Origin of the sequence: Oceanibacterium hippocampi (assembly GCF_900172325.1) — a bacterium.
In the GTDB taxonomy this organism is placed as follows: domain Bacteria; phylum Pseudomonadota; class Alphaproteobacteria; order Sneathiellales; family Sneathiellaceae; genus Oceanibacterium; species Oceanibacterium hippocampi.
This window is the reverse complement of the sequence record NZ_FWFR01000001.1, coordinates 694,946-721,216: the sequence shown is the minus strand read 5'-3', so window position 1 is coordinate 721,216 and position 26,271 is coordinate 694,946. Positions and strand designations below refer to the sequence as shown.

The 26,271-nt window shown below is 66.9% G+C and carries 21 protein-coding genes and 1 tRNA gene; 4 read left to right on the top strand and 18 right to left on the bottom strand.

Going from position 1 to position 26,271, the window contains the following annotated elements; genetic code table 11:
- Positions 1–91 precede the first annotated feature (91 nt).
- Both OCH7691_RS03340 and OCH7691_RS03335 read right to left on the bottom strand, forming a co-directional pair.
- Positions 92–1,717 carry an ABC transporter substrate-binding protein gene (locus OCH7691_RS03340; protein ID WP_085881988.1) on the bottom strand — a complete coding sequence of 542 codons (1,626 nt, stop codon included), beginning with the start codon at positions 1,715–1,717 and terminating at the stop codon, positions 92–94.
- A gap of 151 nt (positions 1,718–1,868) precedes the next feature.
- On the bottom strand, positions 1,869–3,125 hold the full coding sequence (locus tag OCH7691_RS03335) for an aromatic ring-hydroxylating dioxygenase subunit alpha (protein WP_085881987.1): 1,257 nt from the start codon (positions 3,123–3,125) through the stop codon (positions 1,869–1,871).
- Between the two features lie 473 nt (positions 3,126–3,598).
- Here OCH7691_RS03335 and OCH7691_RS03330 point away from each other — a divergent pair, with 473 nt between their 5' ends.
- On the top strand, positions 3,599–5,143 hold the full coding sequence (locus tag OCH7691_RS03330) for an acetolactate synthase large subunit (protein ID WP_085881986.1): 1,545 nt from the start codon (positions 3,599–3,601) through the stop codon (positions 5,141–5,143).
- A gap of 55 nt (positions 5,144–5,198) precedes the next feature.
- Here OCH7691_RS03330 and OCH7691_RS03325 read toward each other — a convergent pair whose 3' ends face one another.
- Entirely contained in the window at positions 5,199–5,996 is a 798-nt protein-coding gene (locus OCH7691_RS03325) for a glutathione S-transferase family protein (protein ID WP_085881985.1), read from the bottom strand.
- A 55-nt stretch (positions 5,997–6,051) separates the two neighbouring features.
- On the bottom strand, positions 6,052–7,533 hold the full coding sequence (locus tag OCH7691_RS03320; RefSeq protein ID WP_217807768.1) for an aminotransferase-like domain-containing protein: 1,482 nt from the start codon (positions 7,531–7,533) through the stop codon (positions 6,052–6,054).
- 105 nt (positions 7,534–7,638) lie between these two features.
- Here OCH7691_RS03320 and OCH7691_RS03315 point away from each other — a divergent pair, with 105 nt between their 5' ends.
- Positions 7,639–8,508, top strand: a complete 870-nt coding sequence (locus OCH7691_RS03315) for a DMT family transporter (RefSeq protein ID WP_217807767.1) — start codon at positions 7,639–7,641, stop codon at positions 8,506–8,508.
- Positions 8,509–8,526: 18 nt separating this feature from the next.
- On the opposite strand, the gene OCH7691_RS03310 is transcribed toward OCH7691_RS03315, so the two are convergent.
- From OCH7691_RS03310 to OCH7691_RS03265, 10 genes are all read right to left on the bottom strand, one after another.
- Positions 8,527–8,614 (bottom strand) — tRNA-Ser (locus OCH7691_RS03310).
- Between the two features lie 137 nt (positions 8,615–8,751).
- On the bottom strand, positions 8,752–9,933 hold the full coding sequence (locus OCH7691_RS03305; RefSeq protein WP_085881984.1) for a lipid-transfer protein: 1,182 nt from the start codon (positions 9,931–9,933) through the stop codon (positions 8,752–8,754).
- A gap of 15 nt (positions 9,934–9,948) precedes the next feature.
- Positions 9,949–11,478 (bottom strand): acyl-CoA synthetase, encoded by a 1,530-nt coding sequence (locus OCH7691_RS03300; RefSeq protein ID WP_085881983.1) that lies wholly within the window; start codon positions 11,476–11,478, stop codon positions 9,949–9,951.
- Positions 11,479–11,485: 7 nt separating this feature from the next.
- On the bottom strand, positions 11,486–13,036 hold the full coding sequence (locus OCH7691_RS03295; protein ID WP_085881982.1) for an AMP-binding protein: 1,551 nt from the start codon (positions 13,034–13,036) through the stop codon (positions 11,486–11,488).
- Positions 13,037–13,058: 22 nt separating this feature from the next.
- A complete protein-coding gene (locus tag OCH7691_RS03290; protein ID WP_085881981.1) occupies positions 13,059–14,297 on the bottom strand; it encodes a thiolase family protein in 1,239 nt (412 codons plus the stop codon).
- A 14-nt stretch (positions 14,298–14,311) separates the two neighbouring features.
- The gene (locus tag OCH7691_RS03285; RefSeq protein ID WP_085881980.1) at positions 14,312–15,013 is read right to left on the bottom strand and encodes an ABC transporter ATP-binding protein; all 702 of its coding nucleotides are present in this window, start codon (positions 15,011–15,013) and stop codon (positions 14,312–14,314) included.
- Positions 15,010–15,774, bottom strand: coding sequence for an ABC transporter ATP-binding protein (locus OCH7691_RS03280; protein ID WP_085881979.1), 765 nt, complete (start codon positions 15,772–15,774; stop codon positions 15,010–15,012). Before OCH7691_RS03280 ends, OCH7691_RS03285 begins: the two co-directional genes overlap by 4 nt.
- Positions 15,771–16,730, bottom strand: coding sequence for a branched-chain amino acid ABC transporter permease (locus tag OCH7691_RS03275; protein WP_085881978.1), 960 nt, complete (start codon positions 16,728–16,730; stop codon positions 15,771–15,773). The genes OCH7691_RS03280 and OCH7691_RS03275 overlap by 4 nt, the downstream gene beginning before the upstream one ends.
- The gene (locus OCH7691_RS03270; RefSeq protein WP_085881977.1) at positions 16,727–17,584 is read right to left on the bottom strand and encodes a branched-chain amino acid ABC transporter permease; all 858 of its coding nucleotides are present in this window, start codon (positions 17,582–17,584) and stop codon (positions 16,727–16,729) included. Before OCH7691_RS03270 ends, OCH7691_RS03275 begins: the two co-directional genes overlap by 4 nt.
- Positions 17,585–17,663: 79 nt before the next feature.
- Positions 17,664–18,854, bottom strand: a complete 1,191-nt coding sequence (locus OCH7691_RS03265) for an ABC transporter substrate-binding protein (RefSeq protein WP_085881976.1) — start codon at positions 18,852–18,854, stop codon at positions 17,664–17,666.
- A gap of 408 nt (positions 18,855–19,262) precedes the next feature.
- On the opposite strand from OCH7691_RS03265, the gene OCH7691_RS03260 reads away from it, so the two are divergent.
- Positions 19,263–19,907, top strand: a complete 645-nt coding sequence (locus OCH7691_RS03260) for a TetR/AcrR family transcriptional regulator (protein WP_176244903.1) — start codon at positions 19,263–19,265, stop codon at positions 19,905–19,907.
- 117 nt (positions 19,908–20,024) lie between these two features.
- Complete coding sequence (locus tag OCH7691_RS03255; protein ID WP_217807766.1) at positions 20,025–20,339, top strand: hypothetical protein; 315 nt, start codon at positions 20,025–20,027, stop codon at positions 20,337–20,339.
- A gap of 20 nt (positions 20,340–20,359) precedes the next feature.
- Here OCH7691_RS03255 and lepA read toward each other — a convergent pair whose 3' ends face one another.
- From lepA to pheS, 4 genes are all read right to left on the bottom strand, one after another.
- On the bottom strand, positions 20,360–22,165 hold the full coding sequence (gene lepA / locus OCH7691_RS03250) for a translation elongation factor 4 (protein ID WP_085881973.1): 1,806 nt from the start codon (positions 22,163–22,165) through the stop codon (positions 20,360–20,362).
- A gap of 68 nt (positions 22,166–22,233) precedes the next feature.
- Entirely contained in the window at positions 22,234–22,698 is a 465-nt protein-coding gene (locus tag OCH7691_RS03245; RefSeq protein ID WP_217807765.1) for a PaaI family thioesterase, read from the bottom strand.
- A gap of 29 nt (positions 22,699–22,727) precedes the next feature.
- On the bottom strand, positions 22,728–25,133 hold the full coding sequence (gene pheT, locus OCH7691_RS03240; protein ID WP_085881971.1) for a phenylalanine--tRNA ligase subunit beta: 2,406 nt from the start codon (positions 25,131–25,133) through the stop codon (positions 22,728–22,730).
- The gene (pheS, locus tag OCH7691_RS03235) at positions 25,130–26,206 is read right to left on the bottom strand and encodes a phenylalanine--tRNA ligase subunit alpha (protein ID WP_085881970.1); all 1,077 of its coding nucleotides are present in this window, start codon (positions 26,204–26,206) and stop codon (positions 25,130–25,132) included. The genes pheT and pheS overlap by 4 nt, the downstream gene beginning before the upstream one ends.
- Positions 26,207–26,271 lie beyond the last annotated feature (65 nt).

Genomic DNA, 26,271 nt, shown 5'->3' with positions numbered 1-26,271 from the left:
TAACATCCCCGTAGCGGGCAGGCGGCCGGCCCCGGTCCGCACTGAAAGCTGAGGCGTACGGCCGGCGCGCGCCGACCGTACGCCCTCGCCCTTACGAAGCGATACTGATATCGGCGAAGGTACCGTACACGCCGGCGACGTCGCCTTCGACATTCTGGACGCGCTTGTTGTAAACGGTGACGTAATCCTCGTTGAGGATGGGAATGATCGGCAGGTCGGTCATCGCCTTGCGCTGCATGTCGGCAAACAGCGCCTTGCGCTTCATCGGGTCGGGCTCGACCTGCGCGGCCTCCATGATGCGATCCATTTCGGGATTGCTGTAGCCCGACCCGTTGGTGTATGGCACGCCCTTCCGGATGTTCTTCGACCAGTACATGCGCTGGACGCCGATCGACGGATCCGTGGTGTTGTAGATACCGTAGGACGTCGTCTGGTAATCGTTGTCGGTCCAGACCCGCCTGAGCCAGGTACCGACATCGCCGATCCGCAAGTCGACCGCGACGCCGATCGTCGCCATGGCCTGCTTGAAATACTCGCCGAAGCGCTTGAAGCGGTCGTTGTAGGGCGACGGATCGTGGGTAATCCGGAAGCGGATGCCGTCGTCCTTCCGGGGGAAGCCCGCCTCGTCGAGCAACGCTTCCGCCCTGGCCGGATCGAACGGATAGGCCGGCACATCGGCGGAGTAGGAATTCGCCAGTTTCTGCGAGACCGGACCGGTCGCGGCACTGGCGAAACCGAACCACACGTTCTTGATCAGGAAGTCACGATCGATGGCATGGGCCATCGCCTGGCGCACCCGGACATCCTGGAACTGCGGGTCGCGCATGTTGAATTCGAAATAATGCATCGCGCCCAGCATCGCGAAACCGAAACTGGTGACGCCGATATTCGGTTCCTTGGACAAGCGGACGATATCGTCGAGGCCGACCGGGAATCCGCCGGCGAGATCGAGTTCGCCGGTCTCGAAGGCGACGACGCGGGCGCCGGTGTCGGGAATGAACCGCACGATCAGCTGATCGATACCCGGCTTGCCGGCATCCCAGTAGTCGGGATTGCGCTCGAGCATCAGGTGGCTGCCGCGTTCCCAGTTGACGAACTTAAACGGTCCCGTGCCGATCGGGGCATTGACCTCGCGAACCTTCGAGGGATCGGCCTTGTCATAGATATGTTTCGGGAGAATCGGCGATTCCGCGCCCGCGAGCGATGACATGATATAGGGCGACGGGCCGGACAGCTTGAAGACCGCCGTCATCGCGTCCGGCGTTTCCACGGCCTCGAGGTTGGCGTAGGTGGCGCGCCCGCGCGGATGGCGCTTCTTGAGGATCTCCTCGAAGGTGAATTTCACGTCAGCCGACGTGAAGGGCTTGCCGTCGTGCCATTTCACGCCCTCACGAAGCTTGAAGACGATGGTTTCGCCGTTCGGGGAAATCTCCCACGACTTGGCCAGGCCCGGCAACGGATTGAGCTCATGGTCGTACGTGCAGAGGCCTTCCATCATCTTCGAGGAAACCTGCTGCACGATGGAGGCGCTCGTGAAGGCTGCATTGAGTGACGGCGGCTCGGGATTGACTGACCAGGAGAGCGTCCGCTGGCCCTGGGCGCTGGCAGCGGAAGAGCCGCCCAGAACTGCCGCCGGCACGGCGATCGCATTCATCGCCGAGAAAGCGCCCAGGCCGCCGATAAGGCGCAGCCGGTCGCGATTTGAGATTTTCGTCATGATGTCAGCCCCCTGATATTGGCCATTACTGATAAAGGATCGTCCTCGTAGTGGTGCGGGACGTCGTTTCTTGTTGGTGGCGACCCTCGGATCAACTCAGTTACGCATCCGAGGGTCGCCGGGCCGTTCGTGCCGCCCGTCGTGCGGGCGATTAGCGGAAGTCGGAGTGGACCCGGATCTTCGCCGGATCGTAATGCCACTCCTTCACCGGCTCGTTGTTGGCGAATTTCGTCAGCTCGCGCAGCCAGATCCGGCGGAACAGGATGACCGCCGCATCGCCGCGACCGAGATGCTCCTTCGGGCGTTCGGCGATCGGGCCAACGCCGGCCTGCGCGATATCGTCCTGCAGGAAGATCATGTGGGCGCGCTTCGGATCGACGTCCTCAAGGCGCATGCGGCCGGCAAGAATCTCACGTGCGACCGCCTCCCGGTCGAGATCGTGACGCTTGTACGCCTCGATTCGCCGCTGGTGGTAGGCCTCCAGATTCGGTGCCGAGCGGTCCTTCATGACGACCGTGAACTGGGTATGCCGGTCATTGTCATGCGGCACCCACCAGCCGATGAACTCACGATATTCGACCTCCTCGTCGTCCGGGACGCCGCGCACATGATAGATGTTCGGGAAGCCGACCTGGCCGACATTGCGCCGCCCGCTCGGACGGATCGCCCGGTTCTCGACGCCCCATTCCGTTTCGACCGGGGTCAGCACCGGCCCATCGACCGTCTCGTCCCAGGAAACCGCCGCGTCCCGATGGGCGAAGGCGATGTGGCTGAGATCGCCGGCATTCTCCATGTTGTTGAAGAAGCCGCAGGCACGCGTGTAGGAATCGGTATGCAGGACGACATTCTCGTCCTCGAACGCCGGGTAGCGGGGCAGCGGCGGCGCTTCGCCTTCGCCGAAATAGGCGAAGATCAGGCCGAGATATTCCTCGGTCGGATAGGCCGGCGTCTTGATCTTGTCGCAGAAGGAGTTCTTCTCCGACGGCTGCTCGACGCACTGGCCGGTCTGGTCGAAACGCCAGCCGTGATAGAAGCAGCGAATGGTATCGCCTTCGATCCAGCCGGGGACCAGCGACATGCCGCGATGCATGCAACGCGGCGCCAGCACCTGCGGACGGCCGCTCTCGCCGCGGAACAGGACGAAATCCTCGCCGAGGATCCGCAGCGGCTTGATCTCGCCGGGCTTGATGTCGTCGGCATGATAGACCGGATGCCAGAAGCGGCGCATGTAGCGGCCGTTCAGCGTGCCGGGTCCGATCTGTTCGATATCGGCAAGGCTCGCTTCGATGCGCGAACCGGCGGCGCCGTTCGTATCGGATTTGTCGGGCGAATACGCAGATCCCGCGCTGTCGTCGGTCGGCAGCGAACGGGCATCTTCCGCGCCGCGCGTCAGAGCTTCATCGGACATCAGAATTCCTCCGTTGAGCCAGGAAATCGCTGGCGAAACACACAGGGAAACCGTCGGGGATCCGCTGCGGCGACAGGATCACGGGTTCGGCAACTCGCCTGTCACACGTATAGCTTCAGGCAATATCGGAGGGTCGTCTAATATCAAATATCCGGTTTTTCGATAATAATTTCGATATTTATCGGAAGCAATGGTAGCGAACAACGGATAATCATCTCCACCCGATTGATGTCGTTCCCGATAGTCGACAGAAAGGCGATGTCTTCTCCCATTTTCTCCCTTTTATCGCGCATTCCGGTCGGCCGCGGCCGAGAAACCCGGACGGGCGCGGGACGATACCGGCGGCACCCGGTCTTTCCGAACTTGACCGATTCGGCCACGGCCTTACGTTCGGGCGCATTGCAGGCGTGGCGAATGCCGCCGCCACCGCCGGCGTCGGACGAAAGGCTCGAGGAACGGGAATGGTGACAGAAATGAACGGCGCGGAGAGCCTGGTCCAGACGCTGCTTGCCTGTGGCGTCGACACCTGTTTCGCCAATCCCGGAACGTCCGAGATGCATTTTGTCGCGGCGCTTGACCGCGTGGCAGGCATGCGCTGCGTCCTCGGCCTGTTCGAGGGGGTGGTCACGGGCGCCGCGGACGGCTATTCGCGGCTCTCCGGCAAGCCGGCGGCGACGCTCCTCCATCTCGGTCCCGGCCTCGCCAACGGTCTTGCAAACCTGCATAACGCCCGGCGCGCCGGCTCGCCGGTGGTCAATATCGTCGGCGAACATGCCAGCTTTCACCTGCGTTACGACGCCCCGCTGACCTCCGATATCGAGGGCGTGGCAAGGCCGATGTCGCACTGGGTCCGGACCAGCCGGGACGCGGCGTCCGTGGCCCAGGACGGCGCCGACGCCGTGGCCGCGGCGCGCGCCGCGCCGGGTCAGATCGCGACCCTGATCCTGCCCGCCGACACGGCCTGGAACCCGGCCCGGGCGATCGGCAGGCCACCCCTCGTGGACCCGCCGCGCAAGGTCGACGACAGCGTCGTGGCGGAAAGCGCCCGGCTGCTTCGGCGCGGCGCCGGCACCCTTCTGCTGCTCGGCGGCGACGCGCTTACAGAGGAGAATCTCCGTGCGGCCGGCGCGATCGCGGCCCATAGCGGGGCCGACCTGATGGCCACCACCTACATGCGGAACATGGCTCGCGGGGCGGGCCGGGTGTCGATACCGCGGCTGCCCTACCCGGTCGCGCAGGCCCTGCCGGCGCTCGCCCCCTACCGGACGATCATCCTGGTCGGCGCGCCGCCGCCGGTCTCCTTCTTCGGCTATCCGGAGAGCCCGAGCGAGCTGCACCCGCCCGGCTGCACCCTCCACCGCATGGTCGCCACCGGCGAGGATGCGGGTGACGCCCTCGCGCGGCTGATCGACCGGCTCGGCGCCGATCCGTCAGCGGCGAGGCTGCAAGCACCGGAGCGGCCCGCCGCGCCGCGGGGGCCGATCACGCCGGACGGAATCGCCCAGGCACTCGCCGCCGCCCTGCCCGAGAATGCCATTGTCGTGGACGAGGCGATCACCACCGGGCGCGGCTTCTACGCCGCCATGGCCGGCGCCGCACCGCATAGCTGGCTCAGCAATCTCGGCGGCTCGATCGGCTTCGGCCCCCCGGTCGGGACCGGCGCGGCGGTCGCGGCACCGGACCGCAAGGTGTTCTGCCTCGAGGGCGACGGCTCCTTCATGTATACGCCGCAGAGCCTGTGGACCCAGGCGCGCGAGAATCTCGACGTCACCACGATCGTCTTCGCCAATCGCAGCTACAACATCCTGAAGCACGAGCTCGCGATGGTCGGCGCCGGCAATCCGGGTCGGAACGCGCTCGACATGCTGGAGCTCGACCGGCCGGACCTCGACATCGCCGGCCTGGCCCGCGCCATGGGCGTGCCCGCGCGCAAGGCCACCACGCTGGAGGAACTGAACCAGGCACTCGAGAACGCCGTCGCCTCGTCCGGGCCGAAGCTGATCGAGGTCATGCTCTGACGCGCATCGCGACGACCGCGAACTGCCGCATTGGGTCAATCGGACCCGCTCGCCGTCAGACCAGGCCGAGTTCGGCGTCGGAGGCGGCGTGCCGGTACTTGTCGGCCGGCGGCCAGGGCCGGTCCTGCCAGGGCGGCTCGAAGGCGAAGCTCGATTTCGTTCGCCCGGGCGGCAGCGCGCCGTTGCCGGCGCCGAGCGCGTAGTCGTAATAGAGCTTCACGATCTCTTCCCGGCTGACCTGCCGGGTGGCCGCATGCTCCAGGCAGGCCTCTCGCCAACGCCGCACCCGGTCGAATTCCGCCCCCTCCGGCAATTCGAAGCCCTCGTAATAGCCGAGGAACCAGAACCGCATGAACATCGGCGTGAAGACCGCCTCGGCGAGGCCGAAATCGTCGAACAGCCAGGTTCCGTCGGGATTGTTTTCGTCCAGGAACCCGGACAGGTCCCGGTAAAGGCCGAGCATCTTCTCGCGATGGCGCTCGCGCTGGTCCGGATCGCGGTTCATGACGAAGAGATACCCCGCCATGGTGAACGGGCCCTCTTTCGCGATCAGCATCTGTTCGACCGCGTGCTCGAACGGGTCGGCGCGGCGCTGCCGTCCACCCGGCACCGTCTCGTCGAGATACTCGAGGATCACCAGGCTTTCCTTCAGGATCCGTCCGTCGGCCGTCTCGAGGACCGGGAGCGCCGTCGTCCCCCGCGTCTTCCGCAGCAGATCGGGATCGCGCGGCCGGGTGATGTCGACGACGCGGAACTCGACCGCATCGGGCCGGCCCTTCAGCGCGAGCAGGATTTCCAGCCGCTGCGAGAACGGGCAGACCGGGATGTGGTAGACGATCGGTCGTCCTGTCATGATCCTGTGCCTTCCGTCGGTTCTGTCACCAATGCTGGCCGCGCGGGCCGCGCCATCACAGGTTATCGCCGGGTGTCGGATCGGGGAATGCCGCTTTTCCGCGCGCCCTCGCGCGGCGGCTCTCCCCACCTCGCTCAAGCGCCCGCCCGAGTGCCGCCATGACACGCGGATCGCCGCATTGCGCGACATTGAAGCGCATGAATGCGGCGGCCGATTGCGAGACACTGAAGACGTCGCCGGGCGCGAGCACCAAGTTGTCGGCAAGCGCCGTGCGTGCCACCTCGGCGGAATCGCATCCGTCCGGCAGGCGGCACCAGAGGTAGAAGCCCCCGCGCGGCATCAGCCAGGGCTCAATTCCGAGCTCGCGGAGCTTCGCGGCGACCTCCCTCCGGGCGCGCGCCAGCCGCCGACGCATTTCCTCCATATTCTTGCGATAGCCGCCGCCGGACAGCACCCCGGCAACCAGACCGGCGGCAACCGGGCCCGGGCCGCCGAACCCGGTCGCGATCTGAAGGTCCACCAGGTCCTCGATCCAGTCGGCGCGGGCCGCGATATAGCCGCACCGGACCGAGGCCGACAGTGTCTTGGAAAAGCTGCCGATCCGGATGACTCGCTCGAACCCGTCGAGGGCGGCGAGCCGCGCGGAGGCCTCCGGCTCGAAATCGGCGAAGATGTCGTCCTCGACCACGGTCAGGTCATGCGCCGCGGCCGCGTTCAGCAGGCGATGCGCGGTATGCGCCGACAACGTCGCGCCGGTCGGATTGTGCAGCGCCGAGTTGGTGATGTAGAGCCGCGGTCGTTCGGCGGAGAGAGCCGCCTCGAATATCCCGACATCCGGCCCGGACGCCCGGTAGGGCACGCCGACGAGCTTCACCTGGTGCGCGCGCAGCAGGGCCCGGAAATTGAAGTAGCAGGGATCATCGACCAGGACCGTGTCGCCGGGTCGGAGCAGGAAGCGGCAGATCAGGTCGATCGCCTGCGTGCCCGACGGCGTCAGCAGGAGCTGGTCGGAGGATACCTCTAGACCTTCCTCCGCGAACCGGCCCATGAGGAGACGGCGGAGCGGCAGCGAGCCGCGCGCGCTGCCGTAATCCGCGAGAACCGCGTCCCCGGCGCGCGACAGCGCGCGGAATTCCCGACGCAACGCCGCGATCGGCATCCAGTCGGCTGGCAGCCAGCCGCAGCCGGGTTTCAGCGCCTCCGGACCGGCGTCAAGCGATTGCCGCGAGACCCAGAAGGGATCGACCGCGCGATCGCGCCGCGGGCGGTCGTCGGCCAGTGCGAGCGGCGGCAGGGCCGCCGACGCGACATAGAAGCCGGAGCCGCGCCGGGCCCGGATCAATCCCTCGGCGGCGAGCCGGTCATATGCCTCGACCACGGTCGAGGGCGAAACCCCCATGGTCGCCGCGAAACGGCGGATCGACGGCAATCGGTCGCCGGCAGCCAGCGCGCGGCTCGCCAGCTTGGCGCGCACCGCCTGCATGACGGCATCGGTGCGGGTCTCCTTCCGCCGGCTCGGCAACGCGGTGTCAGCCATATTGTATCGCCACCATTATCAATACAGTTCCGCATTATTGTATGGAACTGTAACTGCCCTGGCCAGAGGCACCGGGCTATCCTCGCGCCCCGAAAGCGAGGTGCCATGCGGGACGTGAAAACATCGATCGAAGGCTGGGGCAGCGGTCTCCTCGGCGTCGTCATCTTCAGCGGTTCCCTGCCGGCGACGCGGGTTGCCGTGGCCGGGTTTCCGCCGCTCTTCCTGACCTCGGCACGGGCGCTAATCGCCGCCCTGCTCGGGGCGGCCATGCTCCTGCTGCTGAAGCAGGCGCGGCCGGGGCGCGGAGACCTGTTCTCGCTGGGGATCGTCGCGCTCGGCGTCGTGCTGGGTTTCCCGCTGCTGACCGCGCTGGCGTTGCAGTCCATCACCTCCGCCCATTCGCTGGTCTTCATCGGCCTGCTTCCGCTTGCGACCGCGCTGTTCGGCGTCCTCCGCGGCGGCGAACGGCCCCGGCCGCTGTTCTGGCTATTCTCCTGCCTGGGCAGCGCCGCGGTCGTCGTCTTCGCCCTATCTGCCGGCGAGTCGGGCTCGCTCGCCGGCGACGCGCTGATGGTCGCGGCAATCGTCGTCTGCGGGCTCGGCTACGCGGAAGGGGCGGCGCTTTCCCGCCGGCTCGGCGGCTGGCAGGTCATCTCCTGGGCGCTGGTCCTGGCGGCCGCGCCGATGCTGCTGCTCACGGTCGCGACCTTTCCGTCGACGCTCACCGGCATCGACCTGCCGGCCTGGCTCGGACTCGCCTATATCTCGGTCTTCAGCATGCTGGTGGGCTTCATCTTCTGGTACCGGGGCCTGGCTGTCGGCGGCATCGCCAGCGTCGGACAGCTGCAGCTGCTGCAGCCGTTCTTCGGTCTCGCTCTCGCCGGCCTGCTGCTGGGCGAACCGGTCGCCTGGACGATGATCGTGGCAACGGCGCTGATCGTGGTCTGCGTCGCCTTCGCCCGGCGCCATGCGTGAGGCGTGATCGGGGGAAGATGGCGGAGGGAGTGGGATTCGAACCCACGATACCTTTCGGTATACACGCTTTCCAAGCGTGCGCCATCGACCACTCGGCCACCCCTCCGGAGCCGCGCAAGATAATCGAACTGACCGGCCTGGGCAACCACCGGAAAGCGCGACCTGCGCAAGATTTCGGCACCGCGTTTCCGGCCCGTGGCGCGACCCGGGAGCGGCCCCGCGCCTGCCCGCTGCCGTATGCCGTCAGGCCCTGCCGTAAAGCGTCACGACGCAGGCCCCGCCGAGGCCGACATTGTGCTGCAGGGCGATGTCCACGCCCTCGACCTGGCGCTGCTCGGCCCGCCCGCGAAGTTGCGAGACCAGTTCGTAGCATTGCGCGAGCCCGGTCGCGCCGAGCGGGTGGCCCTTGGACAGCAGCCCGCCGGACGGATTGGTGACGCAGCGCCCGCCGAAGCTGTTGTCGCCGCCCGCGACAAAGCCGGCGGCCCCGCCTTCCGGGCAGAGCCCGAGCGCCTCGTAGGTCAGGACCTCGTTCTGCGCGAAGCAGTCGTGGAGTTCGACAACGCCGATATCCCCGGGCCCGATGCCGGCCGCCTCATAGACCTGGCCGGCGGCCGCAACCGTCATGTCGTAGCCCGCGACATGGCGCATCTCGCCGCTTTCGAAGCTGCTGCGGGTATCGGTGGTCATGGCCTGCGCGAGGATCGCGACATCGGTCCGGAGACCGTGCCGCCGGGCGAAGGCCTCGGAGACGAGCAGCGCGGCCGCCGCCCCGCAGGTCGGCGGGCAGGCCATCAGGCGGGTCATCGCGCCCGGCCACAGCACCGGGGATTGTAGGACCTCGCCCGCCGTGACTTCCTTGCGGAACACGGCGAGCGGGTTGCGGGCGGCATGGCGGCTGGCCTTCGCGCGAACCTCCGCGAACAGCTCCAAGCCGACGCCGTGACGGTCCATGTATTCCTGGCCGGCGCCGCCGAAATAGCGGATCGCCATGGGGACCTCGGGATGGCCGGCGAGTTCGTCGGTCACCGCGTCGAAACGCTCAAGCGGCGACGGCCGGTCGGTGAACACGGTGCCGAGCGCGCCCGGGACCATCTGCTCGAAGCCGAGCGCCAGCGCGCAGTCGACGATGCCCGCCTCGACCGCCTGGCGGGCCAAGTAGAGCGCCGTCGAGCCGGTCGAGCAGTTGTTGTTCACGTTGACGATCGGGATACCCGACAGGCCGACGTCGTAGAGCGCCCGCTGGCCGGCCGTGGAATCGCCGTAGACATAGCCCGCGTAGGCCTGCTGGACGGCATCGTAATCGAGGCCGGAATCGTCCAGCGCCAGCCGCGCCGCGCGGGCGCCCATGACCGGGTAGCTGTCGGAGGCGCCCGGCTTGACGAACGGAATCATGCCGACGCCAGCGACCAGAACCTTGCTCATCGGGTTTTCCCTTCCCTATTTGCCGAACGTCTTGCGGAGCTCGGTCTTCAGAATCTTGCCGTAGTTGTTCTTCGGCAGCCCGTCGACGAAGTGGTAGCGCTTCGGCCGCTTGAACCGGGCGATGTTGTCGATGCAGAGCTTGTCGAGATCGGCCTCGGTCACCTCGTGGCCGTCGCGCCGGACGACGATGGCGACGACTTCCTCGCCCCATTCCTCGTGTCGGCGGCCGATGACGCTCGCCTCGACGATGCCCGGATGGGTGAGCAGCACCTCTTCCACCTCGCGCGGATAGATGTTCGAGCCGCCGGAGATGATCATGTCCTTGGCGCGATCCTTGAGCGTCAGATAACCGCATTCGTCGAAGCTGCCGACATCGCCGGTATGCAGCCAGCCGTTCCGCAAGGCCGCCGCCGTCGCCTCCGGATTGTTCCAGTAGCCGACCATCACCACGTCGCCGCGAACGATCACCTCGCCCGTCTCGCCGGGCGGCACATCGTTGTCATCGCCGTCGACGACACGGACCTCGACGCCGGTGCGGGCGATCCCGACCGAGGCCAGCCGCTGTTCCAGCCGGCCGTCGCCGATATCGAGATGCAGCTTCTTCGGCAGGTAGGTGATGGTGCACGGCGCCTCGCCCTGGCCGAAGGCCTGCCAGAGCCGCGGCCCGAACGCCGCCAGCGCCTGCTTCAGCTCCTCGACATACATCGGCGCGCCGCCGTAGATGATGCTGTCCAGATGCTCGAGATCGAGATCCGCGATGGCCGGCGAGAGCAGCAGGCGCTTGACCATGGTCGGCGCCGCGAACAGCGAGCTGCCCGGGAACCGGTTGACCAGCGAGACGATCTCCGGCGGTTCGAACCCGCCCGAAACCGGGACCACGTTGGCCGCGCCGCGCGCCAGGTACGACAGGCTCAGGAGACCGCCGGCGTGTGAGATCGGGGCCGGGTGAAGACAGCAGTCGAACTGGTCGATCGGATCGAGGTCGGCAAGGAAACTGAGCGTCATGTTGAAGAGATTGCGATGGGTCAGCATCGCTCCCTTCGGCCGGCCGGTGGTGCCGGAGGTGTAGAACAGCCAGGCGATATCGTCCGGCGCGACCTCGGCCATGCCGGCCGCCGGGCCGGCAACCGCCTCCTGCCAGGCGTCGGTGCCCGGCACCAGCACCTGCCGCGGCACATAGGCCTCGGCGCCCTCGCCGGCGGCGGCGACCGTCTCCAGCCTGTCCCCGGTCGCGAACAGGATCCCGGCCTGGCAATTGCCGAGGATGTAGGCGATCTCCTTCGCATGCAGCTTGGCATTGACCGGCACGGCGCAGGCGCCGGCCATCCAGATGCCGAACAGCGCCTCGAAATACTCCGGCACGTTGCTCATGAACAGGCCGACGCGGTCGCCCGGCCGGACGCCCTGGCGGCGCAGCCAACCACCGATGCCGTCGGCATTGCGGAGCAGTTCGGCATAGGTCGCGAGCTGGCGTTCGCCGCTGAAGATCGCCGGCCTGTCGGCGAACGGTTTCGCGGCGTTCGTAAGAAGCGTGGCGATATTCATGGCTGCCTCATATTGCCCGGTCGCGACCGGCCCAGAAGGATTCGCGGATGTCCTTCTTGCGCACCTTGCCGACCGGGCTGCGCGGCAGCGCCGGCCAGAACTCGGCCGATTTCGGCGCCTTCACGCTGCCGAGCGTTTCCTTGCAGAGCCGGATGACCTCATCCTCGCCGAGACTGGCGCCGGGCTTGAGCTCGATCACCGCCTTGACCGCCTCGCCCCATTTCTCGTCCGGGACGCCGACGACCGCGCAATCCTGGACCGCCGGATGGCTCCAGATCACCTGCTCGATCTCGCTCGGATAGATGTTGAAGCCGCCGGAGATGATCATGTCCTTCTTGCGGTCGACGATATAGACGTAGCCGTCGCGGTCGCGGTAGCCGATGTCGCCGGTATGGTGCCATCCGAAGGTCGAGACCTCGTCGGTGGCGGCCTGGTTCCTGTAATAGCCGGGCATCACGAGATTGCCGCGCACGACGATCTCGCCGCGCTCGTCCGGCCCCAGCAGGTGGCCGTCGTCGTCCATGATCGCGACGGCGGTATGGAGCGTCGGCCGGCCGCAGCTCGCCAGCCGCTTCTCCTTCTCCGGATCGCCGATCACCTGGTGCCCTTCGGGCGACAGGAAGGTACAGAGCATCGGCGCCTCGGCCTGGCCGAAGGTCTGGCTCATGACCGGGCCGAACACCGCCAGGCATTCCTTGAGCTTCTCGACCGACATCGGCGCCGCGGCATAGATGAAATGCTCGAGGCTGCTGTAGTCGTATTTCGCCACCTCCTTGTGCGCCAGCAGGACGTAGATCGCGGTCGGCGGCAGGAACAGGTGCGTCACGCCCTCGTTCTGGATCGTCTCGGCCACCGCCTGAGCGTGGAACTGCGGCAGGATAACGTGCGTCGTGCCCTGCGCCATCATCAGGATGGCGAGGCCGCCGGCGGCGTGCGTCATCGGCGCCACGACCAGATGCACCGGCGGCTTGCGGCGCGGCATGCTGGTGTAGAAGTTGGCGAGCATGATTTCCCAGACCAGGTTGGTCCACATCACGCCTTTCGGCCGCCCGGTAGTGCCGCCGGAGGAGAAGATCGAGGCGAGGCTGTCCCGGCCCCCCGGCACGTCCGGATCGGTCGCCGGGACGTCGCGGATCAGATCGTCCAGCCAGGTGCCACGGCCGCCGGCCCTGTCGATGCAGACATACTGGCGGATCGTCGGGCACTGCTCGGCGAAGCGTGCGACATTGGCCTCGAATTCGCTGTGATAGAACAGCACCTCGACGTCGCAATTGTCGAGGATATAGGCATTCTCCGGCACCGCGTTCCGGGCGTTGATCGGAACCCAGGCGCCGCCGGCGCGAAAGATCCCGAGCACGCATTCGAAGGGCGCCGCCGCGTTCGGGCTGTAGACCGCGGCCTTGGCTTCCGGCGCCAGCCCGTCGCGAATGAGGGCGTTGGCGATCAGGCAGGACTGCCGGTGCACCTCGGCATAGGTGCGCGTCACCGACGCATCCTTCAGACAGATCCGCTCCGGATCCAGTGCCACGCCGCGGTCAAAAAAGTCGATAACGCGCATGATCGTCTCCCCCTCGTGCGTCCTACGCCCGCTGCAGGATGGTAATGCAGGCGGCCGCCTCTTCGTAGCCGGCGAAGCCGCCACCGTTCTCGGCGATCGCGACACGGGCGTTGTCGACCTGCCGCGCCCCCGCCTCGCCGCGAAGCTGGGTCACCAGTTCGTGGACCTGGGCGAGGCCCGTCGCCCCGATCGGGTGGCCGCGCGATTCCAGCCCGCCGGACGGATTGATCGGAATGCGGCCGCCGATCGCCGTGTCGCCGTCGGCGGCGCAGCGCCCGCCGTCGCCGAACGCACAGAAGCCGAGCGCCTCGGTCTGCAGGATCTCGGCGAAGGCGCTGGCGTCGTGAACCTCGGCGACATCCATGTCCTCCGGGCCGAGGCCGGCCTTCTCGTAGGCGCTGTTGGCGGCCAGATGGGTGACCTGCCGGTCGAACTCGTCCGGCCCCCGCCCGCTGCCGGAGCGCAGTACCGACGCCGCGACCCGCACGGCCCGACCCAGGCCCAGTTCGCGCGCCTTGCGTTCGGAACAGACGATCGCGACGGCGGCGCCGTCGCTGATCGGGGCGCACATGGCAAGCGTCAGCGGCCACGCGACCTCGCGATCGGCGAGCACCTCCTCGACCGACATCGGGCGCTGGTACTGGGCGTTCGGGTTGTGCTGGGAATTGGTGTGGTTCTTCGCCGAGGCGATGGCGATCTCGGTCTGGGTCAGGCCGAAGGTCTCCATGTGATGGCGGGCGAGCGCGGCATAGATATCCATGAAGACGCTGCGCTGGCCGGAATTCCTGCCGGCGCCGGGCGGCCGCGGCAGATCCTGCCCCATCGACAGCAGTTGCGCCGCCGCCCGCTCGGCCTCGTGGACATCCCAGGCGCCGTCGAACACCGCGAAGGAACGCGCCCGCTCCTCGGCATTCATCTTGTCGGCGCCGATCGCCAGCACGATGTCGCCCTGGCCGGAGCCGATATAGGCGCAGGCGGCGTTCAGCGCCGTGCTGGCGCTGGCGCAGGCATTCTCCACGTTGGTCACCGGGATGCCCTCGAATCCCGCGGCGCGGAGCGCGATCTGGCCGGGCACGAGATATTGCCCCTCGACCGCCGCCTGAGCCGCGTTGGCAAAGTAGGCCGCCTCAACGTCCTTCCGGGCCAGTCCGCAATCGTCCAGTGCCGCCTCGACCGCCTGCCGGGTCAGGTCCTTTACGGAACGATCGGGAAACTTCCCGAAGCGGGTCATCCCGACCCCGATGATATAGACGTTAGACATACGCTACTCCGCGGCTAGAGGCTGATGAGGGCCTCGATCTTTTCCTGGTTTTCCAGCAGCTCGCCGGTCTGGCCGTGCCACTGGATCCGGCCGTTGTCGATGACATACTGGCGCTGCGCCAGCTTGAGCGGGACCTTGAGATTCTGCTCGACCAGCAGGATCGCCACCCCCTCGGCATTGATCGCCGCCATCGCCGCGACCAGGTCCTGGACGATCAGCGGGGCCAGCCCCTCGGTCGGCTCGTCGAGCAGCAGCAGGCGCGGATTGGTCAGCAGGCCGCGTCCGACCGCGAGCATCTGCTGCTCGCCGCCGGACAGAGCGTCGCCGGGGGTGTCCTTGCGCTCCTCGAGGCGGGGGAACAGCCTGTAGATGCGCCGCAGATCCCAGGCCCCGGTCCGCCCCATGACGGTCGCGATACGGAGATTCTCGTCGACATTCAGGGCGGCGAAGATGCGGCGGTTCTCGGGCACGAAGGCGATGCCGAGCCGGCTGAGCGCCTCGGGCGCGAGACCGGTGACGTCCCGGCCGTCGAACAGCCGCTCACCACGCTCGAGTCCCATCAGGCCGATGATCGCCTTGATCAGCGTGCTCTTGCCGGCGCCGTTGCGGCCGATCAGCGAGACGATCTCGCCTTCTTCCACGTCCAGGGAGATGTCGTGCAGGGTCTTGGCCTTGCCGTAATAGACATCGCAGTTGCGCATCTGCAGAAGGCTCATTCGTCTTCCCCCAGATAGGCGTTGCGGACGCGCTGATCGTGCCGGATCTCCTCCGGCGGCCCGGCCGCCAGTATCTTCCCGGCGAGCATCACGATGATCTCGTCGGAGATGTCCATCACGACGTCCATGTTGTGTTCGATCAGGAGCACCGTGCGGCCCTCCGCCAGGCGCCGGATCAGCGCCACGGCCTTCGCCGCGTCACCATGGCCGACGCCCGCCAGCGGCTCGTCGAGCAGCACGACCCCGGGATCGCCCAGCATCGTCAGCCCAACATCGAGCGCGCGCTGGTCGCCGTGCGAGAGGTTGCCCGCATTGACCGAGGCGAATTGCTCCAGGCCGACCTCGGCGAGGACCCGCTCGGCCTCGCGGGCGATTTCCCGGAAACCGCCGACCGCATTCCAGAACGGCTGCAGCCGGTAGCGGTGGGCCTGCGCTGCCAAGCGCAGGTTCTCGAACACGGTCATGCCGGGAAAGATCTGGGTGATCTGGAAACTGCGCCCGAGACCGGCCCGGGTGCGGGCGTGGGGCGCGAGCCCGGTGATGTCTTTCCCGCCCAGGGTGACCTGTCCACGACTGAGCGGGACGCCGCCCGAGAGGGCATTCATCAGGGTCGTCTTGCCGGCACCGTTGGGGCCGATCAGGCTGTAAAGCCGTCCCGGGCGGAAGTCGTACGTGACCCCTGCGACGGCCTTGAAGGCGCCGTACGAGACCTCGATGTCGCGGCAGCTCAGCGCGGCGCCGACAGTTGCCTCCGCCGTCATCGCCTGTCCTCCCGCGAGAAACGCTGCCAGATTTGCTGCACGATCCCGGCAAGGCCGTTCGGCATGAAGATCGTGCAGACGATGAAGATCAGCCCGAGGATCCCGTACCAGTGCGAGGTCACGGTCGAGAGCCATTCGCGCAGCACCTCGAACAGGGCGACGCCGAGCACCGGGCCGAACAGTGTCCCCATGCCGCCCAGCAGGACCATGATCACGACGTCGCCGGACGTGGTCCAGTGCAGCATCTGCGGGCTGACATAGAAGATCAGCGAGGCGAGCAGGGCGCCGCTCATCCCGGCATAGATACCCGAGACGAAGAAGATCGACTTGCGCAGCCGTTGCACGTTGAAGCCGATCTGCTCGGCCCGGAGCTCGTTGCCCTTGATCGCCTTCAGAGCCTGGCCGAAGGGCGAGACCCGCAGCAGCCCGGCGATCGCAATCGCGAGCACGAACATCGCCAGCAGGAAATAGTAGTAGTTGGCGTCGCTGAAGAAATCGATGCCGAAGAGGTCGGGGCGCGGCACGCCGGAAAGCCCGTCGACGCCGCCGGTCAGGTCGCGCAGCTTGCTGCCGGCCAGGATGTAGATGAGCTGGGCCAGCGCGAGCGTGAGGAGGGCGAAGAACAGCCCGGCAACCCGCATCGCGAAGAAGCTGAACAGCAGCGCCAGCACGCCGCCGGCCAGGCCGGCTGCGCCAAGCGCCGGCAGGAAATCCCAGCCGAGGCGGGTGGTAAGCAGGGTCAACACATAGGCGCCAACACCGAAGAAGGCGGCATGGCCGAACGACAGCATGCCCGCGACCCCGAACACCAGGTCGTAGCCGATCGCGAAGATCGACCAGATCAGGATCAGGTTGACCAGGTTCAGCGCGTTGCCGCCGGACAGCACCAGCGGCGAGAGCGCGATGGCGGTGACGATCAGCGCCAGCGCGACCGAATATGGCTGGAGCTTGCTCATGCGGCACGACCCTTGCGACTGAAGAGACCCTCGGGGCGCAGCACGAGCGTCGCGATGAGCAGCACGAAGGTGAGGAACTCGACCCAGCTCGGCGCATAGGTATAGCCGAGTGCCCGGGTCATGCCGATCAGCAGCGCCCCGAGGACGGCGCCGCGAATGTTGCCCAGCCCACCGATGACCACGACGATGAAGCAGTCGATGATCACGCTGAAGCCCATCCCGAGCTCGATCGGCAGCAGCGGCGCGGCGACGACCCCGCCGAGCGCCGCGAGCCCGGAGCCGAAGGCGAACACGAAGGTCCGGATGCGCGAGACGCTGATACCGAGCGTCTGGACCATCTCCGGGTCGCCGCTGGCGGCCCGGATGACCATTCCGTAGCGGCTGCGCTCCAGCATGAAGAACAGGCCGGCGGCGATCAGCGCTCCGAAACCGATGATGAACAGGCGATATGTCGGCACCTGGCTGCCGAGAATGGCGACCGGCTCGGAAAACAGGTCCGGCGGCGCGATCTGCTTGTACTCCAGGCCCCAGAACAGCCGCACCGCCTCGTCGATGACAAGGATGAAACCGAAGGTCAGCAGCAGCTGGTAGACATGGTCGCGGGCATAGACCGGGCGGAGCGCCACGCGCTCCATCAGGGCCCCGATGGCGGCCGCGAGGAACGGCGCGACGAGCAGCCCGAGCCAGAAGCTCCCGGTCGTCTGGACGATCTGGTAGGCGCAGTATGCGCCCAGCATGTAGAGCGAGCCGTGGGCGAAGTTGATCACCCGCAGCATGCCGAATATGAGGGTCAGTCCCGCCGCCAGCAGAAACAGCAGCAGTCCCATCGAAAGACCGATGACGATCGTGGACACAGGGCTATCCGCCTGATTTCGTTACGACAGGAAGGCGTGGCGGCCGAAGCCGGGCAACGGCCGCCACGCGATGGAACAGCTATTCCGCGCAGGGCGGGAACAGCGCCTCCGGCTGGAACACGTCGGTGATCTTCATGGTCAGTTCGGGCAGCGGAGCCTCGCCCTTCTCGACAACGCCCCAGAGGCCGACCTGCATCGCTTGGTGGTCGCAGGCGCGCATCACCTTGGTGCCTTCCACCGAGTTCTCGCGGGTGCTGCCGGCGAAGGCGTCGACCCACTTCTCCTTGTCCCAGGACTTGGTGCCGTCGACCACGTCGAGGAACCAGCTCATGCCGTCATAGGCTTCGCCGGCGAAGCTGTTCGGCCATTCGCCATACTTGGCGCGATAGGCCTCGACGAACTTCCGGTTGGCCGGCGAATCGTAGGAGAAGTGATAGCGGACGCCGGAGTTGGCGCCGATCGCGGCGGGGCCAACCGCGGCCGCCAGCAACTCGTCCTGCAGGACCGGGCCGAACAGCAGCTTGTCCTTGCCGAGACCGGCCTGGCCTGCCTGCTTGAGGAAGGTCACGCCGTCACTGCCGGTGACCACGAGAATCACGCCCTCGGCGTCGGTCTTCGAGATCTTGTCGATGATGACCGAGTAGTCGCGGTTGCCGAGCGGGGGATAGTCGATGCCGACGATCTCGACGCCCATCTTCTCGGCCTCGGCGCGGTAGAAATCCCAGCCCTCGCGAGTCACGGCATAGTCGGCGCCGACGCCGTAGATCTTCTTCAGGCCGCGCGCCTTGGTGAATTCGAGCGCCATGCGCATTTCCATGCCGAGCGTGTTCGACGTCCGGAACGTGTAGCGCGAGCCGTTCGGGCGGGTGATCCGGTCATCCGCCGAGATGGTGACCAGCAGCGGCACCTTGCGCTGGTCGGTGAGCCCCTGAAGGGCCACCGTGGAGGCCGAACTGACGGCGCCGAAGATCATGTGCGCGCCGTTCGCCAGCAGGCGCGACGCCTTCTGGACGGCCGGTTGCGGCTTGGTCTCGCTGTCTTCCCAGGTGACCTCGATCGGCTTGCCGAGCACCGTTCCGCCACGGTGCTCGATGGCGAGTTCGGCGCCGCGCTTCATCCCTTCGCCGATGATCCCGTAGGGTCCGGAGAACGAAATGACGGCACCGATCTTGAAGGCATCCGGCTCATCGGCATGGGCCGGCAGCATCGCGGCGGCACCGAAACTGGTAGCGCAGGCGAGGCCGAGGATAGTCGTGCGAAGGCGGTTCATGATCCCTCCCAGGGCAAACTTCGGCGGCCGACAAGCACGCCGTTACTTCACAGAGTATGTTGCATATACCGAACAGTAGGTTTATCCAACTAGAATCATGAGGCGGGATGAAATTCTCTGTCCTGACGCGTTGTACCGAGCCGGGCGAACCGCAAGAGAGCCCGCGCCTTCAGTCTTTCGGTTGTATGTAGAGTTCGATTTGAATACCAATTGACGAGACGAACAGAGGCGCTGGCGTAATGAGTATCCTGACAAAAGAATGGTGGTGGCTGTCCCCCGGGAATAGGATTCCCGGGCGCATGCAACGGGTTGGCGGTTTCGATCGGTATCGTTCCCCCGGCCGGGAACGGCCGGTTTCAGCCAGTTGATGCAGCCGAGGTCTCGACAGACATGCGAACACCCCGCTCCATGAAACCTCCGCCGGACGCACCGCAGGACAGGAACCCCGGACAGCCGTCGGACGAAGCCTGGCGCCTGGCCGACGAGCGGGAGGAACTGCATGCCCGCAAGCGGCGGCTGATTCTCGAGACCGCCGCCCGCGCCTTCGCCCGGAACGGCTACCACCAGACCTCGATCGACCGGATCGCGTCGCTGCTGCAGGTGACGAAACCGACCATCTACTACTATGTGAAGAACAAGGACGAGATCCTCTTCCAGATCGTTCAGACCGCGCTCGACGATCTTGACCGGAAGATCGCCGAGAGCCAGACCGACGATTTCACCGCCCGCCAGCGGCTCAAGCTGTTCTTCTGGATCTATGGCCGGATCATCAACAGCGACTTCGGCAATTGCATGGCGCTGGTGTCCGACAATGTCCTGAAGCCGGCCACCCGGGCGGAACTGCGCCGGTACAAGAAGGAATTCGAGCTGCGGGTTCGCCGGATCATCGAGGCGGGGCTCGACGACGGAACGATACCGGTCAAGGATCCGCGCCTCTTCACCTTCGCACTGTTCGGCGCCTTCAACTGGATGCCGCAATGGTATTCGGACGACGGCCGCACCAATCTCGACGAGATCGTCGAGTATTTCATCGAGATCTTCTGCCCGGACTGACGCCCCCGGCATCTGGACCCGGGCGTCCCCGGCAGCGGTTTGACAGGGCCCCGGGAAATCCGTCAAATGGCCCGGACGCGGCATCCGGTGCCGCCGTATCGAGGGGGAAGTCCGCGGATGTTCGTCGGACGTCTGATCGGCTGGCTGTGGATTGCCGTCGCGCTTGTCGCCATGGGGCTGGAGGCGCTGCGCTCGCTCGAGGCGGGCGCATGGGCGCCCCAGGCGCTCGGCCTGCTGTGGTACGAATTCGCCCCCGACAGCCTCAATGTCACCCAGGCTGTGGTCCAGCGCTTCCTGCTTCCGGAGCTCTGGGATCCGGGGATCACCTGGATCCTGCTGAAGCCGGCCTGGCTGGTCTTCCTGGTGCCCGGGATCTTGCTGCTGGTCGTCTGCCGGCGCCGCGATGGCGAACGCCGGCGCTCATTCCGCTGACGGAACGACCCTGACCGGTGCTAGCGGTCGTCGCCCATCTTGAGGGCGGCGAGGAAGGCTTCCTGCGGGATCTCCACGTTACCGATCGAGCGCATCCGCTTCTTGCCGCGCTTCTGCGCCTCCAGCAGCTTGCGCTTCCGGGAGACGTCGCCACCGTAGCATTTGGCGGTCACGTCCTTGCGCAGCGCCGAGATCGTTTCACGCGCGACCACGCGGCCGCCGATCGCCGCCTGGATAGCGATCTTGAACAGCTGGCGCGGGATCAGGTCCTTCAGCCGCTCGCAAAGCTGGCGGCCGCGCTGCTCGGCCCGGCTGGAATGGACGACCATGGCAAGCGCGTCGACCGGCTCGCTGTTGACGAGGATGCCGAGCTTGACCAGCGGCGCCTCCTCGTAGCCGACGATCTCGTAGTCGAAGCTCGCATAGCCCCGGGTCACCGACTTCAGGCGGTCGTAGAAATCGAACACCACCTCGTTGAGCGGCAGCTTGTAGACCACCATCGCCCGGCTGCCCGCATAGGTCAGGGTCTCCTGGCGGCCGCGGCGCTCCTCGCAGAGCTTGAGCACCGAGCCCAGGTGCTGGTCGGGAACCAGGATCGTCGCCTTGATCCACGGCTCCTCCATCCGCTCGATCTGCATCGGGTCGGGCATGTCGGCGGGATTGTGCAGTTCGACCATCGTGCCGTCGCGGCGATGGAGCCGGTAGACGACCGAGGGCGCGGTGGTGATCAGGTCGAGGTTGAACTCCCGCTCCAGCCGCTCCTGGATGATCTCCAGGTGCAGGAGGCCGAGGAAGCCGCAGCGGAAGCCGAAGCCGAGCGCGGCCGAGCTTTCCGCCTCGAAACTGAAACTCGCGTCGTTCAGCCGTAGCTTGCCCAGGCTGTCGCGCAGTTCCTCGAAATTGGCGGCGTCGATCGGGAACAGGCCGCAGAAGACCACCGGCTGGTTCGGCTTGAAGCCAGACAGAGGCGCGCTCGCCGGCTTGCGGTCGTCGGTCAGCGTGTCGCCGACGTTGGTATCGGCGACCGCCTTGATCGAGGCGGTGAAGAAGCCGATCTCGCCCGGGCCGAGCTGATCGACGAGCAGCGGCTTCGGCGTGAAGACGCCGACCCGCTCGACCTGGTAGGCGGCCCCGGTCTGCATCATGCGGATGCGCTGGCCCTTGCGGATCACGCCCTCGCGCACGCGGAACAGAACGACGACGCCGAGATAGGGGTCGTAGCGCGAATCGATGAGCAGCGCCTTCAGCGGCGCCTCGCGATCGCCGGTCGGCGGCGGCACCCGGCGGACCAGCGCCTCGAGCACCTCCGGAACGCCCTCGCCGGTCTTGGCCGAGATCCCGACTGCCTCGGAGGCGTCGATCCCGATCACGTCCTCGATCTGCTCCTTGACCCGCTCAGGCTCGGAGGCAGGCAGGTCCATCTTGTTCAGGACCACGACGATCTCGTGGTTGACCTCGATCGCCTGGTAGACGTTGGCGAGCGTCTGCGCCTCGACCCCCTGGCTCGCATCGACAACCAGCAGCGAACCCTCGCAGGCCGAGAGCGAGCGGTTGACCTCGTAGGCGAAGTCGACGTGGCCCGGCGTGTCGATCAGGTTCAGCGTATAGGTCTGGCCGTCCTTCGCGGTGTAACGAAGCCGCACGGTCTGCGCCTTGATGGTGATCCCGCGCTCGCGCTCGATATCCATGGAATCGAGCACCTGCGCATGCATTTCGCGCTGGTCGAGGCCGCCGCACAGCTGGATCAGCCGGTCGGCGAGCGTCGATTTTCCGTGGTCGATATGGGCGATGATCGCGAAATTGCGGATCAACGACTGTTCGTTCATCACATGCTACCTGTCAGCGCGGTCCGATTCCCGGCCCGGAGAATTCCGCCTCCGACGACATCGGTCGCTCAGAGGTCGGCAAGATTGATCCGCACGTGATCGTCGCGCGAGGGGATCTTCATGATCCCGTTGCCAGCGAAGACCTCTTCGCCGTCGGCACGCAGGATGCAGCGCGCGAAGGCGAGGTTGCGGGTCGTTCGTATGACGTCGGTCTCGCCCTCGACCCAGGAGCCGAGCGGCGCGCCGCGGACAAAATCGCAGCTCATATTGATCGTCGGCAGGAACTTGTCGATGCCCGCCTGCACCCGCGTCCCCATGCCGAGCTGCATGTCGGCGATGGTCATCAGCATGCCGCCGTGGCAGATCCCGGCGACGTTGCAATGGCGCTTCTCGATGCGGATTCCCATCCGGCCCCGGCCACCCTCGGTGCTCCAGAAGAGCGGTCCGACCGTCTCCAGGAAACCCTCGTAGAGCGCGAAGGGTACGAATCCCTCCGGCACCGGGATCGCATCTGTTCTCGCCAGGTCCGACATGGCCGCTTCCCCGTTACTCATTCCCGTCCTCAGCCGCGCAACGTCGCGCCGGTCGCTTTCGCCACCGCGTCGACGATCTTCTGCCCGACCGCGTCGATCTCCGCGTCGGTCAGGGTGCGATCCTTCGGCGCAAGGCGAACGGCGATGGCCAGCGACTTCTTGCCGTCGGGCATCCTGTCGCCCTGGTACAGGTCGAAGACGCGGACATCCTCGATCAGCGCCTTGTCGGCCCCGGCCGCCGCGCGCACCAAATCGCCGGACGCGACGTCGCGGTCGACCAGGAAGGCGAAGTCCCGCTCCACAGGCTGGAAATCGGACACCCGAAGCGGCGGCCGCCGGGTCTTGCCCTTGGCCTTGGGCACCGGGATCTGGTCGAGGAAAACCTCGAAGCCGACCGCCGGACCCTTCACGTCGAGCGCCTCGAGGACGCCAGGATGGATCTCGCCGAACTGGCCGAGGCAGGTCTTCGGTCCGAGCATGATCCGCCCCGAACGGCCCGGGTGGTACCAGTCGGGCGCGTCGGCGACGATCCGCAGGTTGCCGACCGGAGCGCCGGCGGCCTCCAGCACGGCCAGCGCATCGGCCTGGGCATCGAAGGCATCGACGGCCCGCGCCGCTTCCGCCCAGTGACGCTCGCCCTCGCGACCGCGCCGCATGCCGGCGGCGACCCGCCGCTGGTCCTCGGGACGGTCGCCCTGGTAGTCGGCCGCGATCTCGAACAGCGCGGTATCGGCAAAGCCCCGATCGGCGTTCCGCCCGGCCGCGGTCAGCAGGTTCGGCAACAGCGAGGGGCGCATGCAGTCGAGGTCGCTGGAAATCGGGTTGGCCAGCAACAGATCGTCGCCGCCGCCGCCGAACAGGGCCGCCTGGGCGCGCGGCAGGAAGGACCAGGTGACCGCCTCCATCAGGCCGCGCGCGGCCAGCGCGCGACGCGCGATACGGACCCGGCGCTGCGCAAGGCTGAGCGCCGGCCGGGCAACCACCGACAGGCGCGGCAGCGGTGCCGCGGGTATCGCGTCGTAGCCCCTGACGCGGGCCAGGTCCTCGATCAGGTCCGCCTCGATCGAGACGTCCTGGCGCCATGACGGGACGTCGACCAGCAGAGCGCCGCCGTCGGCGGCGACGGTGAAGCCGAGTTTTCCGAGGATCGCGACCATCTCGCTTTCGGACATGGCGATGCCGGTCAGCGCGGCGAGCCGTTCCGGCCGCAGCGTCACCCGACGCTGCCAGTCCGGCTCGGCGCCCGATATCACCAGCTCGCTCGGTTCGCCGCCGCAGAGCTCCATGACCAGCCGGGTCGCGACTTCCATGCCGGGACGGGCGAAGGCCGGATCGACGCCGCGCTCGAAGCGGTAGCGGGCGTCCGATTCGATGCCGAGCTTGCGGCCGGTCATCGCCGTGCGGATCGGATCGAACAGGGCGGACTCGATGAACACGTTGACGGTGCCCTCGGTGCAGCCGGTCGATTCGCCGCCGATGATACCGCCGAGACCGAGCGCGCCGCTGTCGTCGGCGATCACGCACATCGTCCCGTCGACGGCATATTCCTCGCCGTTGAGCGCCAGGAAGCGCTCGCCGGCGCGTCCGAGGCGGACATGGATGCCGCCGCTCAGCCGGTCGGCGTCGAAGACATGCAGCGGCCGGCCGAGGTCGAAGGTCACGAAATTGGTGATGTCGACCAGCGCCGAGATCGGCCGGAGACCGATCGCGCGCAGCCGGTCCTGCAGCCATTTCGGGCTCGGCCCGTTCTTCACGCCGCGCACATGGCGGCCGACGAAGAGCGGCGAGACGTCGGCCTGGCCGGGCGCGAGCTCGTGGCGAACCGAAACCGGGCTCTGATAGCGGCCGGGGATCGGCGTCGCCTCGACCGGCTTCAGGCGGCCGAGACCGGCGGCGGCGAGATCGCGGGCGATCCCGTGCACGCCGAGCGCATCCTGCCGGTTCGGCGTGATCGCGACATCGATGACCGGGTCGTCCAGCCCGGCATAGGCGGCGAAGGGCTGTCCGACCGGGGCGTCGTCGGCAAGTTCGATGATCCCATCATGCTCGTCCGACATGCCCATCTCGCGCTCGGAGACCAGCATGCCGTTCGATTCGACGCCGCGAATCTTGCTCGGCTTGAGCAGCAGCCCGGTCCCCGGGATCGTCAGGCCGCTCGCCGCGAAGACCCCCTTCATGCCGGTCCGCGCGTTCGGTGCGCCGCACACGACCTGGACCGTTCCGGACCCTGTATCAACCGTGCAGACACGCAGGCGGTCGGCATCGGGGTGCTGCTTCGCCTCGATCACATGGGCGATCGTGAAGGGCGCCAGTTCGGCGCCGGGATCGCGCACATCCTCGACCTCGAGGCCGAGTTCCGTCAGCTTGAGAACGATCTCGTCGAGGGTCGCATCGGTTTCCAGATGGCTCTTCAGCCAGCCAAGGGTGAATTTCATCGGCTGAGCCCTCCACCGAGCGTCGGCATGTCGAGCGGCAGGAAGCCGTAGTGGCGAAGCCAGCGCAAATCGCTGTCGAAGAAGGCGCGCAGGTCGGGAATGCCGTATTTCAGCATCGCGATCCGGTCGATCCCCATGCCCCAGGCGAAGCCCTGGTATTCCTCGGGGTCGAGGCCGACATGTTCGAGCACGCGGGGATGCACCATGCCGCAGCCGAGGATCTCGAGCCAGTCGTCACCCTCGCCGATGGCGATGCTGTCGCCCTCGAAGCGGCACCGGATGTCGACCTCGGCCGAGGGTTCCGTGAACGGGAAATGCGAGGGGCGGAAGCGCATCTCGACATCGTCGAGCTCGAAGAAGGCCCGGGCGAATTCCTGCAGCGTGCCCTTGAGATGGCCCATGTGGATGCCGCGATCGATGACCAGGCCCTCGATCTGGTGGAACATCGGGGTGTGCGTCTGGTCCGAATCGCTCCGATAGGTACGGCCGGGCGCGACGATGCGGTGCGGCGGCTTCTCGGACTGCATGGTGCGGATCTGCACCGGCGAGGTGTGGGTCCTGAGGACCATCCGCTCGCCGTCCGCCTTCTCGTTGAAATAGAACGTGTCATGCATCTGCCGGGCGGGATGCTCGGGCGGGATGTTGAGCGCCGTGAAATTGTGGAAATCGTCCTCGATGTCCGGACCCTCGGCGATGTTGAAGCCCATGTCGGCGAAGATCTCGGCGATCTCGTCCATCACCTGGCTGACCGGGTGGATGCGCCCGCTGCGCTCCGGCCGTACCGGCAACGTGACATCGACCCGCTCGCTCGCCAGGCGGGCGTCGAGCGCCGCCCGTCCGAGCGCGGCGCGGCGGCGCAGCAGCGCCTCGTTGACCTCGTCCTTGATCCGGTTGAGACCCGGGGCAACGGCCTTCCGCTCCTCCGGCGACAGCGATCCGAGGCCGCGCATCATCTGGCTGAGCCGGCCCTTCTTGCCGAGCGCGGCGACGCGCACGGCTTCCAGGGCCTCGAGGTTCTCGGCGCCGTCGATATCGGCAATCAGTTCGACTTCTAGCTGCTGCAAATCCGCCATGGCATCTCACCAAAAAAAAGGGGCCGAACGATCAGGCCCCTTTCTCTATTCCGTCTGTGGCTATC